General features: G+C 37.1%; 16 protein-coding genes. 6 read left to right on the top strand and 10 right to left on the bottom strand.

Translation table 11 applies throughout. From position 1 onward, the window contains the following. Positions 1–286 precede the first annotated feature (286 nt). The 6 genes from CRO54_RS13920 to CRO54_RS13895 all read right to left on the bottom strand — a co-directional run bounded on the left by CRO54_RS13920 (position 287) and on the right by CRO54_RS13895 (position 7,529). Complete coding sequence (locus CRO54_RS13920) at positions 287–1,261, bottom strand: YpdA family putative bacillithiol disulfide reductase (RefSeq protein ID WP_097132683.1); 975 nt, start codon at positions 1,259–1,261, stop codon at positions 287–289. Between the two features lie 267 nt (positions 1,262–1,528). Beyond that, complete coding sequence (locus tag CRO54_RS13915; protein ID WP_097133100.1) at positions 1,529–2,944, bottom strand: MBL fold metallo-hydrolase; 1,416 nt, start codon at positions 2,942–2,944, stop codon at positions 1,529–1,531. Positions 2,945–3,137: 193 nt separating this feature from the next. Then, on the bottom strand, positions 3,138–4,154 hold the full coding sequence (locus CRO54_RS13910; protein ID WP_097132682.1) for an asparaginase: 1,017 nt from the start codon (positions 4,152–4,154) through the stop codon (positions 3,138–3,140). A 375-nt stretch (positions 4,155–4,529) separates the two neighbouring features. Beyond that, complete coding sequence (locus CRO54_RS13905) at positions 4,530–5,297, bottom strand: TatD family hydrolase (RefSeq protein ID WP_097132681.1); 768 nt, start codon at positions 5,295–5,297, stop codon at positions 4,530–4,532. A 108-nt stretch (positions 5,298–5,405) separates the two neighbouring features. After that, positions 5,406–6,425: an FKBP-type peptidyl-prolyl cis-trans isomerase gene (locus tag CRO54_RS13900; protein WP_097132680.1), complete on the bottom strand. Its 1,020-nt coding sequence runs from the start codon at positions 6,423–6,425 to the stop codon at positions 5,406–5,408. Between the two features lie 93 nt (positions 6,426–6,518). Continuing rightward, positions 6,519–7,529, bottom strand: coding sequence for a DHH family phosphoesterase (locus CRO54_RS13895; protein ID WP_097132679.1), 1,011 nt, complete (start codon positions 7,527–7,529; stop codon positions 6,519–6,521). A 301-nt stretch (positions 7,530–7,830) separates the two neighbouring features. On the opposite strand from CRO54_RS13895, the gene CRO54_RS13890 reads away from it, so the two are divergent. The 3 genes from CRO54_RS13890 (at position 7,831) to CRO54_RS21235 (ending at position 9,538) form a co-directional block, all read left to right on the top strand. Next, entirely contained in the window at positions 7,831–8,250 is a 420-nt protein-coding gene (locus CRO54_RS13890; RefSeq protein WP_097132678.1) for a nucleoside-diphosphate kinase, read from the top strand. A 117-nt stretch (positions 8,251–8,367) separates the two neighbouring features. Further along, on the top strand, positions 8,368–9,147 hold the full coding sequence (locus CRO54_RS13885) for a BamJ family beta-barrel-assembly machinery protein (protein ID WP_097132677.1): 780 nt from the start codon (positions 8,368–8,370) through the stop codon (positions 9,145–9,147). A 226-nt stretch (positions 9,148–9,373) separates the two neighbouring features. After that, complete coding sequence (locus CRO54_RS21235; protein WP_171047894.1) at positions 9,374–9,538, top strand: hypothetical protein; 165 nt, start codon at positions 9,374–9,376, stop codon at positions 9,536–9,538. On the opposite strand, the gene CRO54_RS13880 is transcribed toward CRO54_RS21235, so the two are convergent. Next, positions 9,539–9,829: a DciA family protein gene (locus CRO54_RS13880; RefSeq protein ID WP_097132676.1), complete on the bottom strand. Its 291-nt coding sequence runs from the start codon at positions 9,827–9,829 to the stop codon at positions 9,539–9,541. Continuing rightward, positions 9,822–10,925 carry a DNA replication/repair protein RecF gene (recF, locus tag CRO54_RS13875; protein ID WP_097132675.1) on the bottom strand — a complete coding sequence of 368 codons (1,104 nt, stop codon included), beginning with the start codon at positions 10,923–10,925 and terminating at the stop codon, positions 9,822–9,824. The genes CRO54_RS13880 and recF overlap by 8 nt, the downstream gene beginning before the upstream one ends. A gap of 264 nt (positions 10,926–11,189) precedes the next feature. Here recF and CRO54_RS13870 point away from each other — a divergent pair, with 264 nt between their 5' ends. The 3 genes from CRO54_RS13870 (at position 11,190) to ytxJ (ending at position 12,986) form a co-directional block, all read left to right on the top strand. Next, the gene (locus tag CRO54_RS13870; RefSeq protein ID WP_097132674.1) at positions 11,190–11,858 is read left to right on the top strand and encodes a tetratricopeptide repeat protein; all 669 of its coding nucleotides are present in this window, start codon (positions 11,190–11,192) and stop codon (positions 11,856–11,858) included. Positions 11,859–11,992: 134 nt separating this feature from the next. Continuing rightward, positions 11,993–12,484 carry a 6,7-dimethyl-8-ribityllumazine synthase gene (gene ribH, locus CRO54_RS13865; RefSeq protein WP_097132673.1) on the top strand — a complete coding sequence of 164 codons (492 nt, stop codon included), beginning with the start codon at positions 11,993–11,995 and terminating at the stop codon, positions 12,482–12,484. A 166-nt stretch (positions 12,485–12,650) separates the two neighbouring features. Further along, positions 12,651–12,986 (top strand): bacillithiol system redox-active protein YtxJ, encoded by a 336-nt coding sequence (gene ytxJ, locus CRO54_RS13860; protein ID WP_097132672.1) that lies wholly within the window; start codon positions 12,651–12,653, stop codon positions 12,984–12,986. Positions 12,987–13,115: 129 nt separating this feature from the next. On the opposite strand, the gene CRO54_RS13855 is transcribed toward ytxJ, so the two are convergent. Together CRO54_RS13855 and CRO54_RS13850 are read right to left on the bottom strand one after the other, a co-directional pair. After that, positions 13,116–14,633, bottom strand: coding sequence for a malate:quinone oxidoreductase (locus tag CRO54_RS13855; RefSeq protein WP_097132671.1), 1,518 nt, complete (start codon positions 14,631–14,633; stop codon positions 13,116–13,118). Between the two features lie 48 nt (positions 14,634–14,681). Further along, a complete protein-coding gene (locus tag CRO54_RS13850) occupies positions 14,682–15,086 on the bottom strand; it encodes an OsmC family protein (RefSeq protein ID WP_097132670.1) in 405 nt (134 codons plus the stop codon). Positions 15,087–15,209: the final 123 nt, after the last annotated feature.

Raw genomic sequence — 15,209 nt, 5'->3', positions numbered from 1 at the left:
AGTACTACCGAAAGTCGGGCTTTAGGCTACAATCTTTTTGTATTCTCTTGCCGTCATTTTAAACACAGAGAGAAATCTGTTACTTAAAAGCACTTATTTTTGAGATTTCTCTCTGCGTTCGAAGTGAATTCCAAAAAGGATTTCCGTTAAAATCCCGTTTATTGAACCTCTGCTGTACTATCGTTATCTCGACTGAATTGCAACGAAATGGAGAGATCTTTGAATTTTGAAACCTTATTTGTTGCTAACTCAAAAGATTTCTCGGCTACGCTCGAAATGACGGGCGCTAGTGCTTACTCAAAATATGCTCCATAATCTGCGTTGCATGCACTCGCGAATTTTCGATGAACCACTTATGAGTATCAACACCACCGCAAACTACGCCTGCCAAGTACAATCCCTGCAAGTTAGTTTCCATCGTTTCTGGGTTATGCTCGGGATAATTAGTCGTATCTAGCTCTACTCCCAATTGTTTAAGCAAAGCGAAATTTGGTGTGTAGCCGGTCATTGCTAGTACAAAATCATTGGCTAGTTCAACTTTACCTTCTGGAGTTTTTATGGTTACTGTGGTTTCCGAGATAGCAGCAAGTTCACTTTGATAATAAACTTTGATGTCACCTTCTTTTATTCGGTTTTCTATGTCTGGACGCACCCAATATTTCACATAAGAACCAATTTCATTACCACGAATCACTAAAGTTACCTCAGCACCTTTTCTATAGGTTTCTAAAGCTACGTCGATAGCCGAATTGTTGGCTCCAACTACCAATACCTTACTAAAAGCATACAAGTGTGGATCTTGATAGTAATGTTTTACTTTCGGTAGCGCTTCACCAGCAATATTCATAAGTACTGGTACGTCATAAAAACCAGTAGCGATAATTACATTTTTAGCGGAATACTTTGCTTTGCTTGTATTGACTTCAAAACTACCATCCGCAAGCTTTTTATTGCTGTTTACCGTTTCGAAAAGGTGGATGTTTAATTCAAACTTCTCGGCTACGCGACGATAATACTCTAAAGCTTCGTTGCGATTAGGCTTATTGCTGATACTCACAAAGGGCACCTCTCCTATCTCCAATTTTTGCGAGGTAGAAAAGAAAGTCATGAAAACTGGATAGTGGTACAGGCTATTTACCAGTGGACCTTTTTCTATAATGATATAGCTCTTTCCTGCTTTTTGTGCTTCGATACCACAGGCCAGACCGATGGGGCCAGCGCCGATAATGAGCACGTCGTAATGTTGGTTTTCTGTTGCCACGTTTTGGTTTCTTTAATTTTTAAACCCGATTGGAGCGTTATCTTTTTTGTTTCGTCATTTCGACGAGGAACGAGGAGAAATCTTTTCTTTAATCAGCATCTTTTTAGATTTCTCACATACGTTCGAAATGACGATAAAAGGTACACAAAAAAATATAGCGTAAAGCGGGGCTGAAATTGGCGATTGGTAGTCATTTCGTTTTTCTAAACCCTAGAGAAAAAGCTACCATCGTACGGGCGAAACATTTTTCGCCCCAAAATCATGAAACTACGCCTTCGCTACTTTACTCGGGCACACAAAATCTGTACGTTTTAAGCCTGTATTTTTTATAGCGCCATAACCACCAGCTACATCGATCACGTTATCAATGCCTCTTGCTTTTAAGATTGAAGCTGCAATCATAGAGCGATAACCGCCTGCACAATGCACATAATAAGTTTTATTGCTATCTACTTTGTGTGTCCAATCATTAATATAATCTAAAGGACGTGGATGCGTAAACTCTAAATGCTCTGCTTCGTATTCTCCAGGTTTGCGTACATCTAAAGCTAAAACTGCTGGATTTTCTTGATAAGCCTTTTCGAAATCTTCTGCAGAAATGGAAGTGATCTGATCTGTTTCTTTTCCAGCATTTTGCCAGGCTTCGATACCGCCTCCCAAATAACCAATGGTATTGTCGTAACCTACACGAGCCAAACGGGTAATGGTTTCTTTGGCCTTACCTTCGTCAGTTACCAATAAAATATTTTGTTTTAAATCTGGAATTAAAGCGCCTACCCAAGGTGCAAATTGTCCGTTTAAACCAATGTTGATGGCATTTGGGATAAATGCCTTTGCAAAAGTTTGTGGGTCGCGAGTATCTAAAACTAAAGCATCGGTTTGATTGGCTAAATCTTCAAACGTTTGAGGCTGCAAAGAATTTAAACCTTTTTCAAAAACTTCGTCGATACTTTCGTAGCCGCCTTTGTTCATGGCTGCATTTTTTGCAAAATATGGTGGTGGAGGCAAAATGCCGTCAGTTACTTCTTTGATAAATTGTTCTTTTGTTTCGGCTTTTAGCGCATAATTCACCTGCTTTTGGTGTCCCAAAGTATCGAAAGTTTCCTTGCTCATACTTTTGCCGCAAGCAGAACCTGCACCATGACCAGGATAAACGATCACTTCATCTGCTAATGGTTTTATTTTTTCGTTTAGTGAATCGTAAAGCATGCCCGCCAAATCATCCATGGTTAGGCTGCCTTTTTGCGCTAAATCTGGGCGGCCAACATCACCAATAAACAGGGTATCTCCAGAGAAAATGCAATGGTTTTTCCCATTAGCATCGGTTAGTAAATATGTGGTAGATTCTAACGTATGACCTGGTGTATGTAAAGCAGTGATAGTTAAATCGCCAATTTTGAATTGCTCGCCATCTGTTGCGATATGCGCTTCGAAAGCAGTGGTAGCCGTTGGTCCGTAAACAATAGTAGCACCAGATTTCTCCGCCAAATCAACGTGACCTGAAACAAAATCTGCATGAAAATGGGTTTCAAAGATATATTTAATTTTCGCTCCGTTTTGTTCTGCCTTTGCAAGATAAGGGCCAACTTCGCGAAGCGGGTCGATAATAGCAGCTTCGCCATTGCTTTCTATGTAATAGGCAGCTTCAGCCAAACATCCGGTGTATATTTGTTCTATCTTCATTTTCTCTTTAGATATGAGTATTGAGATTTGAGACATGAGATGTCTCGCATCATCTACAAAGTTAAGATTATTGCTTTGTTGAAGCAGTGACGATGGTCATAATTGCAGAAGTTTTACTTAATGAAGTCGGAAAGTTACTAGACGGAAAGTCCAAAAAAGATTTAGCGTTCTAAAAAACAAAACATCCAAAAAACTATTTTGTCAACTCGCCTGCAATTGGCGCTTCCATTTGTGCTTTAATTTCTTCCGCGGTTAAATCTGCGCCTAAAAGATACATCAATTTGGTCACTGCAGTTTCAAAAGTCATATCGTAACCACTAATTACACCCATTTTCTTTAACTCGCTGCTAGTTTCGTACATTCCTAATTGCACCGAACCACGTTGACATTGAGAAATATCAACAATGTGCTTTCCATTTTCAATGGCTTCGGCCAAAGCATCAGTAAACCATTTAGCAGTAGTCGCGTTACCCGAGCCAAAAGTTTCTAACACAATAGCTTTAACCTTTGACCTAGTTACCGCGTAAACCACTTCTTCAGTCATTCCTGGATAGATTTTTAATACTCCGATATTGGCATCAAACTTTGTTTGGATATAAAAAGGCTCAGTTGGAACTGGTAGAATATCATTATGAAAAAAAGATAACTGCACACCAGCTTCTGCCAAAATTGGATAGTTTGGCGAACGGAATGCTTCAAATTTTTCGGTATTGTATTTTATTGAACGATTACCTCTGAATAACTGGTTATCAAAATAGATACAAACTTCTGGCACTACTGCTTTTCCCTTGCTTTTTGTTGCTGCAATTTCCAACGCTGTAATTAAATTTTCTTTGGCATCTGTACGGATTTCGCCGATTGGTAATTGAGAACCTGTTAGCACCACTGGTTTTGCCAGGTTCTTTAACATAAAACTTAAGGCCGATGCGGTGAAAGACATGGTGTCTGAACCATGTAGGATTACAAACCCATCAAATTCATCATAATTACTTTTAATTAATTCTGCCAAAATCTTCCATTGGTCTGGATGCATATTTGAAGAATCAATAATTGGCACAAATGAGTGTACCACCATCTCGTAATCCAAACGGGCAAGCTCAGGAACGTTTTCTTTAATCTGCTCGAAATCAAAAGGGATTAGAACACCAGTCTTGGCATCGTTTACCATGCCTATGGTGCCTCCAGTGTAGATGATAAGTATCTTGGTCATTAAAAAAGTACAGCTTTGGGTTCTGGTTACAAATTAAGTAACAATCCCACAGCTTTTTACAATTTCACAAAGATTTAGCAAATAATTAACCATTTGGGCAATAGATTAAGAAATATATAAATGAAAATGGCATTTTGTCTGAAAATCTGTAACCACCAAGACACGAAGAACACAAAGGACGTTATTTCCCTCTTTAAATTGCTTAGTATTTCACTAAATCCTATAACGGCCTGTCATTTCGAGGCACAAGAAATCTATTTTATTAGATTTATTCATTAGCTTGTTACATGCGGTATTCTCTATACCTTACTGTTGATGTAAAAATTTAATACTAAAAACTTTGTGGCCTTAGTACCTTTGTGGTTCAGCCAAAGATTAAACCCCAAAAATCTTTCTTGAATTTTCAGTAGTAACTTCAGCTATTTCTTCAAGATCCATTACATAGATATCTGCCACTTTCTGTGCTACGTGCAACAAGTAACTGCTCTCATTTGGCTTCCCTCTAAATGGCACTGGCGCTAAATAAGGAGAATCTGTTTCTAAAACGATATGCTCTAAAGGAATGTCAGACAGCACCAAATCCAAACCTGATTTTTTATAGGTAACTACACCGCCAATACCTAAGTAAAAACCCAAATCGATTGCTCTTCTGCCCTGTTCAACGTTACCTGTAAAGCAATGAAAGATGCCTCTCATTTTATCGTGCTTCATCTCATCTAGTACTTCAAAAACTTCATCAAAAGCTTCCCGACAATGGATTACAAAAGGCAAATCAAGTTGTTTAGCCCATTCTATTTGTTGCTTGAAAGCATCTTGTTGAATAGCCAATGTGGTTTTATCCCAATACAAATCGATACCAATTTCGCCTATCGCGTAAATTTTTCTATCAGCTATGCTGTTATAGATTGCTTCTAAAACCGATTGGTAATCTTCCTTCACATCGCAAGGATGCAAGCCTGCCATAGCAAAACAGTTGTCAGGATAGCTTTTAACCATTTCATCAATCATGGCGATAGAAGCGACGTCTACGTTAGGTAAAAACAATCGTTTTACACCATTATCAAAGCAGCGTTGCATTTGCTCTGCTCTTTTTTCTAAATCCTTCTCGTAGTATTGATGGGTATGGGTATCGGTAAATAACATGATGCAAAGTTAGTTGTTTGGTTGGTTTGTTGTTTAGTTTATTGGGAGAAAACGGCATAAAAAAAGCCATCCGCTAGGCGAATGGCTTTTACAAATTAAGTATTTTGATTAGTGGTTATGACCATCGTTTGCAGAGTGACCTGCAGCCGGAGCTACTGGAGTTGCTGCAGCTGGAGCAGCACCTGCTTTTGGTTTAATGATATCAATAATTTCGATTTCGAATACCAATGGGCTATAAGGAGCGATTGGACCACCACCTTGCTCACCGTAACCTAATTTAGAAGGGATAATAGCAGTGATTTTACCACCTTTTCCTACTAATTTTAAAGCCTCAGTGAAACCTGGAACAGTGCTACCGATTACCATTTTAGTTGGACCATAAGGTCTTCCTGGTTGGTGAACTTTAGCTTCCTTAGCAATTTTCTCGTCGCTAGTATCGAAAACTTTGTATTTTTTATCATCACCTTTTTTAGTGAATCTACCAGTGTAGTTTACATTTACTGTGTCACCTTCTACAGCTCTTGCCGCATCTCCTGGTTTCTCAATCACATACTGTAAACCACTTGCAGAAGTTTGCACTTTTAAGTTATTATCCTCAACGTAAGCTTTGATTTTTGCTGGCTCAGCAGTTTTCTTTTTATCCATATCAGCTTTAAAATCTGCTTGGAAGAAATCGCTAGCACGTTTTTGGAAAGTAGCATCGTCTTCTTTTGGACCTTTTTTGAATACTTTCTCAACTTTTACAGTGAAAACAATGTATTTATCGTTTTTGAACTGCTCTGGTTTAGGCTGTTTAGTTTGTGCAGCCATGGTATCCAAATTGATTTTGAAAGTAGCACTATCGCCTTCTCCGAAAAGGGTTAATACATCTTGCATATCACCAGCGTATTGTTTTTTACCTACCGGAAAAACTTGCGCTTGGTCATTATCGTAGGTACTACCTAAGATTGAATCTTTCTCATTTTTTTGGATGAAGTTCAATTTTACGATATCACCTTCTTTAATTTTATCTTTGCTACCGCCATCTTTGTGGATTTTATACAATAAACCACCTGGTCCTTTTTTCTCTGTGTTACAAGCAGCTAAACCTAATGTAGCAGCAAACAGAATTACTAAACTTTTTTTCATTTATTTATTTAATTGTCTTTTTATTTCTTTTTTAAAGCCCGCTAAGTTAACTAGCTTTATTCTATTTCTAATATTTTATTTTTAATTTCTAAACTATTGTAGTAGTTGGGTTTTATACTCTGGTAAAATAGCTTTAAAATCTGCAATGGTTTCTTCCAAATTCTTATCAGAAGCGCCACCTGCAGCATTTCTATGGCCACCACCTTGGAAATATTTCTTACAGATCTCGTTAGCAGGAAAGTCTCCCGTAGAACGTAACGACAATTTAACTCTATCAGTTCTTTCTATGATAAAGGCAGCTAACTTTATTCCATTGATAGAAAGTGCGTAATTCACAATACCTTCTGTATCGCCAGTTACGATGTTATATTTTTGCAGTTCTTCTTTGGTAGCGCTGATAATAGCTGTATTATACTCTCTTAAAATTTCTAATTTACTTGATAGGCAATAGCCTAAAAACTTTAACCTGTTCTCAGAAACATTGTCATACACCAATTGGTGGATACGCCAATGTTCAGCACCTAAGTCAATCAAATCGGCTCCGATACGATAAACGGTAGATGTTGCTGACGGGAAACGGAATGAACCCGAATCTGTCATAATACCTGTGTACAAACAAGTAGCCACATCTTTATTCACTTTCTCTGGCTCTTCCATCACATTAACAATGAAATCATAAACCAGCTGAGCGGCAGCACAAGCATTGATATCCCAATGACGATAATCATCAAAATCTTCTGGCTCTAAGTGATGGTCGATCATCAATTTTATTGCAGTAGTATTTCTAATGTGCTCGCCCAATTCGTTAATACGACTCAAGGTGTTGAAATCTAAGCAGAAAATCAAAGCCGCTTCGTTAACCAATTGGATTGATTTTTCTACCTGCTCAGTATAGATAATTACATCCGAATTGTTGGGCAACCAGTGCAAAAACTCTGGATAATCTGTTGGCGTAATTAAACTAACGTGATGTCCTTTTTGGATTAAATAGGCATATAAACCTAGCGAAGAACCCATCGCATCGCCGTCGGGCTTATGGTGCGTGGTAATTACAATTTGCTGAGGCGTAGAAAGTAGTTTCTTAAGTTCGGGAACTGATATCATAATTATATAAGTGGCGAAGTTAGTGATTTATTGGTTAACTGTTTGATTTGGTTAATTGTTTAGTTGATGGATTGATTTGTTGCTGAGCTTAGCTAAATCCCAACTGTTCGGGATTGGAATGTTGAAAGGTTTTTGCAAACCATGCCATCCGTTGTAAATCAAACCTGATTGTAGCGGAAAGCAGGCCTATCGGAACAAAAGTTCATCGAGCATTGTTATTCTAACCACGTTTAGAAGTTTTCTTACTTCACACTCAATTATTTAAGTCGATAATCGTACTTTTGCAAAAAATTTATAAAAAATGAGCACAAATAGAACTTTCACCATGATTAAGCCTGATGCTGTTGCTAATGGCCACATCGGTTCAATCGTAAATGATATCACTAAAGCTGGTTTCAAAATCATCGCTTTAAAATACACTAAACTTTCTGCTGAAAAAGCTGGCGAATTTTACGCTGTGCACAAAGAGCGCCCTTTCTATAACGACTTGGTAAGCTTTATGTCTTCTGGTCCTATCGTTGCTGCAATCTTAGAAAAAGATAACGCAATTGAAGAATTCAGAAACTTAATTGGTGCTACTAACCCAGCTGAAGCTGCTGAAGGAACTATCCGCCAGAAATATGCTAAGTCAATTGATGCTAATGCTGTTCACGGATCTGATTCTGATGAGAATGCTCAAATTGAAGGTGATTTCTTCTTCTCGGCAGACGAGCGTTTCTAGAAAACATTTTTAGAGAACGTTTCTAGAAAAATATATTCTAAAAACGATTAAAGTATAGATAAGCACTCTTTCGGGTGCTTATTTTTTTGTTGTATATTTCGCCTTTTAACATAAATAATGAAGAAAATATTTTTTATAGCATTAGCTTCTGCAGCTATTTTTAACGCTACAGCACAAACCAAACCTAAAACTACCATCACTAAAAAAGCGGTTCCAACAAAAAAAACAGCAGCTAAACCTGTTGCGAAACCAGTTGTTTTCAAAACTAAATTAGACTCTGCCAGTTATGCTTTTGGCTTAGCTATGGCTAGTAATTTAAAAGCTGGCGGATTAGAAAGTTTAAATTACGACCTATTAACCAAAGGCTTAAAGGATGCCTTTAACAAAGATGCTAAACCACTAATGACCGAGCAGGTTTCGCAAAGTGCCATCAACAGTTTGTTCGAAAGCTTAAGCAAGGTTCGCGAAGAGAAAGACAAGTCGAAATTTGAGCCTACAATTAAAGAAGGTGAAGCTTTTCTAGCTCAAAACAAAACTAAAGCTGGCATTAAAACAACCGCTAGTGGTTTGCAATACGAAGTAATTACCGAAGGAACTGGTGTACAGCCAAAAGCTACAGATCAAGTTACCGTACATTATAAAGGCATGCTATTAAATGGGAAAGAGTTCGATAGTTCTTACAAAAGAAACGAACCTACTTCTTTTGGTTTAAATCAGGTTATCCCAGGCTGGACTGAAGGAGTAGCGTTGATGAAAGAAGGTGGAAAATATAGATTTTTTATCCCCTACAAATTAGCCTATGGCTCAAGGGGTGCAGGACAGGATATTCCTCCTTATAGCACTTTAATTTTTGAAGTTGAACTAATTAAGGTTGGCGAGAAGGATAAAGCGCAATAGCAGCTCATAGCAATTGCAGATAATGATTAGGCTTACGAGGTTTCAGAACTTCGTAAGCCTTTTTTATGAGCATCAAAATATATTTCCGCAAACCTTTTTCCTTATTTTGCTGTTAGGTTATCAAAATTTACAGATAGGAAACCGCCACGGGTAACTAATTATACATTACAAAACCTTGGTAGCTTCATCACCTTTAAAAACAAATTCTGAACAGATGAAAAAATTGATGCCCCTAGCGCTTGTCGCATTATTGGTAACTACACTTAGTAGCTGCGAATTAGTCGAAGGAATTTTTAAAGCCGGTATGTGGACTGGAGTTATCCTTGTGGTAGTCGTTATTGCCATTGTAATTTGGCTGTTTGCGAAATTATTTGGCGGCAGAAAGGATTAACTACAAAAAAACAATATCGGTAATTACCTTAGAGCCAGATCTCTCGTTTAATTTATCAACGATAGCGCTTTTTACGATAAGCAATTCATTTTTAACCACCGAAGATTCTATTCTAACAAATAGTTTCTTTTGGTGGATATAAATCTGCTTGGTTCTATTAGCTACCGCACTACCCATAATCTCTGGCCACATAGCAACAATACCAGTTTCGTCAAATTTACCACGAAGTTTGTAATGATTCAGGAGTTTATCTATCGCCTGTTTTAGTGTGATATCATTTGGCTTACGCATTGCTTACTCCTCCATCATTAACTTCAAACAAATTTATTTCTACCGCAATTTCATTGAAAACTGCCTCTACTCTACTCTTATTTGCATCTGTTATAAAAATCTGCCCAAAATCTTGATGCGAAACCATTTCCATTAGTTTATGAACACGATGATTATCTAACTTATCAAATATATCGTCGAGCAATAACAAGGGTTTAAAACTCTTGAACTTCTGCAGATAGCTGTATTGAGCTAATTTCAACGCAATTAAGAAAGATTTTTGCTGTCCTTGCGAACCGAATTTTTTCATGGGCATTCCCGCAATTTCAAATTGTAACTCATCCTTATGGATACCCGTTGTGGTACGCTCTAACAATCTGTCTTTTTCTATAGATTGACTGAGTAGATTCTCAAAACTTTGCTCATTTAGTTGCGAATGATAAGTTAGCGAAACCTGTTCAGCCTCATTTGTTAAAAAACGATAATGCTTATCAAATAACGGAATAAAATCTAACAAGAACTGTTTCCGTTTTTCAAAAATCACATTTCCCGAGTGAATTAACTGCTCATCTAGTATTTGAAGCAAAGCCACATCCAGCTTCCTAGTAGCAGCAACTTGCTTCAATAGGGCATTTCTATTGAGGAGATGTCTGTTGTAAACAATCAATTCATCAAGATACCTACTATCGGTCTGCGAAATTACATTATCAATAAACTTACGACGTTCTTCGCTTCCATCCATAATTAGGTTGATATCGTAAGGCGAAATCATCACCACTGGAAACAAACCAATGTGGTCTGCCAGTTTATCATATTCCTTCTTATTTCGTTTGAAAGATTTCTTCTGATTGCGTTTCAACCCACAGGAGATTTTTTCTTTCTTATCATCTCTATCGAAATCACCCTGCACCAAAAATAATTCTTCGCCCGTTTTTATCTGCTGACTATCTATCGGATTGAAATAACTTTTGCACAAACACAGGTAATGTATCGCATCGAGGAGATTGGTTTTTCCTGCGCCATTATTACCTACGAAAGCATTTACCGTTTTCGAGAAGCTCAAATCGGCAGCGTTGTAATTTTTAAAATTTAAAAGGGTAAGATTTTTTAACCACATATCAGACTTTCAAAGTTACCCATTTTTATAGCATCACCTACACATCTCATAGATTTATTAACCACATAGAAATATAGAACTGCTAATTCCCTATCATAACGAGATATTTTAATACAAATAGAAAGGCAAAGCAAACAGTTTGAAAAGAAAACCTATGTTTCCATCTGATTACCTTTTTTAACTTCCCTTAATTAAATGATTTAAAAAGAGTTGATACTTTGAATGAAAAATGTATTTTTGCAATCCTATAATTTTAAACTACAAATGTCTTCAACAGAGCAACAAACAGAACAACCAGTTAAAAAAGGTTCATTTATACAAGAAAACACGAAGAGCTTAGCTTTTATAGCTGTAGCTATCATCGTTTTAGTTGGAATTTTTATCTGGTATCAAGGTGTTTATTTAAAAAACAGATCCGAAGATGCAGCTAATCAAATGTTCAAAGCTGAACAATTTGTAGGCGTTGACTCTTTAGCTAACAAAGCAATTAACGGCGAAGGTGGTTACCCAGGTTTGGAGAAAATTGCAGCAGAATACGAAAATACTAAATCAGCTAACTTAGCTAACTTATACTTAGGTGGTATTTACTTACGTAAAGGCGAATACAAAAAAGCAGTTGATGCTTTGAGTAAATACAGTGCAACAGGTAGCCCAGTAGCAGATCCTTTAGCTTTAGGTTTATTGGGTGATGCTTATAGCGAGTTAAAAGACTACAAACAAGCTGCTACTTATTACAAAAAAGCAATTGATAAGTCTACCAACAAATTTACTTCTCCTATGTTCCTTAAGAAATTAGGTTTGGTAAACGAGACTTTGAAAGACTTAAAAGGTGCTGAAGAAGCTTATACTAAAATAAAAACCCAGTTCCCTGAAAGCCAAGAAGCTCAAATGATTGATTCTTATATCGCTAGAGTTGCAGCTCAGGTAAAATAATTTTTCTATAAAATGGATAAAGAAGCCTCGGAAAATTCCGGGGCTTTCTTATATAACAGATAAGGTCGAAAGGATTTTCGCAAAATAAATATTTCTCTTACGGGCGAAGATTTTTCGCCCCAACATTTAAAAATATGGCAACACATCTTAAAAATCTATCAGATTTTTCACATACTACTATTCCTTCGGGTAAAGACTTTAAAATTGCAATTGTTGTAGCCGAGTGGAATGCAAAAATAACCGGTGCACTTTACCAAGGTGCATTTGATACATTAATAAAACACGAAGTAAGTGAAGAAAATATTCTTTCTTTAACCGTACCTGGCACTTTTGAACTTGCAGGCGCAGCAGATATACTACTAAATAAAATGAGTGATATTGATGCAGTAATCTGTATTGGCTGCGTAATTCAAGGTGACACAAAACATTTTGATTTTATCTGCGATGCAGCTGCTCAAGGTATTACCAATGTTGGCATCAAATACAGTAAGCCAGTAATTTTTGGGGTATTAACTACCAATGATGAGCAGCAAGCTATTGATAGAGCAGGAGGCAAACACGGAAACAAGGGAGATGAAGCAGCAATAACCGCATTAAAAATGGCCGATTACTCCTGTAGGTTGTAAAGTACATTTCTATTATTTAACTTAGTAGCTCAAAATTCAATAAAATGAAGAAAGTAGCTATACTATTGTTATTTGTATTCTGCGCTATCGCAGTTTTAGAATCATGCTCTAATAAACTTTGTCCCGCATATAGCACTTATCCGGACTCAAAAAGAAGAAGGTAAAAATGAATAATTGGATTGATTTAAATCAAATTCAGCAAATAGAAGAAATTAAAGCGGCGGAGGGTTACACCGTAATCTTCAAGCACAGCACACGCTGCTCTATCAGTTTAATGGCTAAAAGAACTTTCGAAAGAGATTGGGATGCCATACCTACTAACGTTAGTTTTTATTTCCTTGATTTGATCAATCATCGTGATATTTCTGCCCATATTGCCGAAACTTTTCAAGTACACCACGAATCTCCACAACTTTTATTAATTAAAAATGGCGATTGTATTTTAGATGCTTCACACAGTGATATTTCTGCAGATGAAGTGGCCGAAGTAATGAGCAAATAATTTTAACTTTTCAGTCTAACCTTGAAGACAATTTGACTAATATGCTTTAATAAGCTCAAGATGGCATCAAAAAATAAAAAAAGCTCCGAAATTAATTTCAGAGCTTTTCTATATAAGGCAGCTTTCTAATTAAGCCACCACTGTTTCACTTAACTTTAGCGCAGCTGATGTACGTTGACGAGTTTCTTGACAAAGCTCATCATCTTCAGCTAATTTCTGTCCAAAGCTAGGAATCATCTCTCTAATTTTACTTTGCCAATCTGCAGTCTGCATCTCTTTTTTGAAGCATTTGTTCATTAGCTCAATCATAATCGAAACCGCTGTTGACGCCCCTGGAGAAGCGCCTAACAAAGCTGCAATAGAGCCATCGCCAGCACTTACTACTTCGGTACCAAATTCCAAAATGCCACCACCACTCGGCTTCTTTTTAATTACCTGCACACGCTGACCAGCAACTTCCAATTCCCAATCTTTGATATCAGCGTTCGGCATGTATTCTTGTAAAGCTTTAAATCTATCCTCTGGCGATTGACGAACTTGTTCAATCAGATATTTCGTTAAATCTATGCTCTTCAATCCTGCTGAAATCATAGGACGGATATTGCTGAATCTTAAAGAAGCTGCCAAATCGAAATACGAGCCATTCTTTAAAAACTTAGTAGAAAAACCTGCATAAGGACCAAACAATAAAGCTTGTTTACCATTAATAATTCTTGTGTCTAAGTGCGGGACAGACATTGGGGGTGCTCCTACGGCAGCTTTTCCATAAACTTTAGCATGGTGACGAGCAATAACTTCTTCATTAGTGCATTTTAACCATTGCCCGCTTACAGGAAAACCGCCAAAACCTTTACCTTCTTTGATATTTGCTTTTTCTAACAACAATAAAGAACCGCCGCCTGCACCAATAAACACAAATTTAGCTAAGCGCTTCTTTTTCTTTCCACTGTCTAAATTTTTAACCTTTATTTCCCAGCTTCCATCATCTTGTTTGTTTAAATCACGGATTTCATGATGAAAATGAAGTGCTACTTTTTCTTGCTTGGCTAAGTAATTAAACATTTCTCTAGTTAAAGCACCAAAGTTCACATCCGTACCTAAATCCACTTTGGTAGCGGCGATAGGCTCGGTTTCGTCTCTACCTTCCATAACCAATGGAATCCATTCATTAATCTCTGCTGGATTTTCACTGTATTGCATCTCGTTAAACAAGTTGCAAGCTTTAAGGTTAGTATATCGAGTTTTTAGATAATCTACATTTTTCTCACCCCACACAAAGCTTAAGTGAGGAATATTTCTGATAAATGAACAAGGGTCGTTTAAAATTCCCTTATCTAGTAAGTAAGTCCAAAATTGCTTGGAAACCTCGAAAGATTCGGCAATAGAAATTGCCTTCTTTACATCTACAGTACCATTAGCTTTTTGAGGTGTATAGTTCAATTCACAAAATGCCGAATGCCCAGTTCCTGCATTGTTCCAAGCATCAGAGCTTTCTGCGGCTGCTACATCTAAACGTTCGTAAATTTCTATACTTAAATCAGGGTTAAGCTCTTTGAGCAGTACGCCAAGCGTTGCACTCATGATGCCAGCTCCTATTAAAATAACATCTGCGTCGGTTTCAACAACCGTCTTTTTTTTTCTACTCATTTTAAACCAAATATAAAATCCCTCAATTAAAATCGAGGGCTATAAAATTCAATAACTAAAAGTTACTTCTTGCTTAATATCGGGATGCAAACTATACGCTACGGGGCAAGTTTTGGCAGATTTTTCAATAATCGCTTTTTCCTTATCAGTGTAGTTGTTTGCTGGAAATTGCAGACCAACATGAATCTCTCCTACCCTACGCGGATTTTCGGCCATTACCTTCGTAATTTCAGCTGTAGTTCCATCTATATTAAAACCATGGCTTTTGGCAGCAATACCAATAATAGTTAACATACAATTGCCTAGAGATGTTGCCAATAAATCTGTTGGCGAAAATGCCTCTCCCTTACCTTGATTATCCGTTGGGGCATCTGTAATAATCTCCTTACCAGATTTAAGATGTACAGATGTTGTTCTTAAATCTCCGTTATAGATTATTTTCGATGTTGCCATAGTCTAGAATTTTCACAAATTTAGCGCTTAAAATCAAATTATTATGTAATAATATTGAAGTTTTATTAACGATTTTACAATCATTTTATAACACAACCAAATTTCACAGTTTTTATCTTCTCT

It is taken from the genome of Pedobacter xixiisoli (genome assembly GCF_900215335.1).
GTDB classification, from domain to species: Bacteria; Bacteroidota; Bacteroidia; order Sphingobacteriales; family Sphingobacteriaceae; genus Pedobacter; species Pedobacter xixiisoli.
Note: the sequence above shows the minus strand (reverse complement) of the source record. Positions and strands in the feature narration are given on the sequence as shown.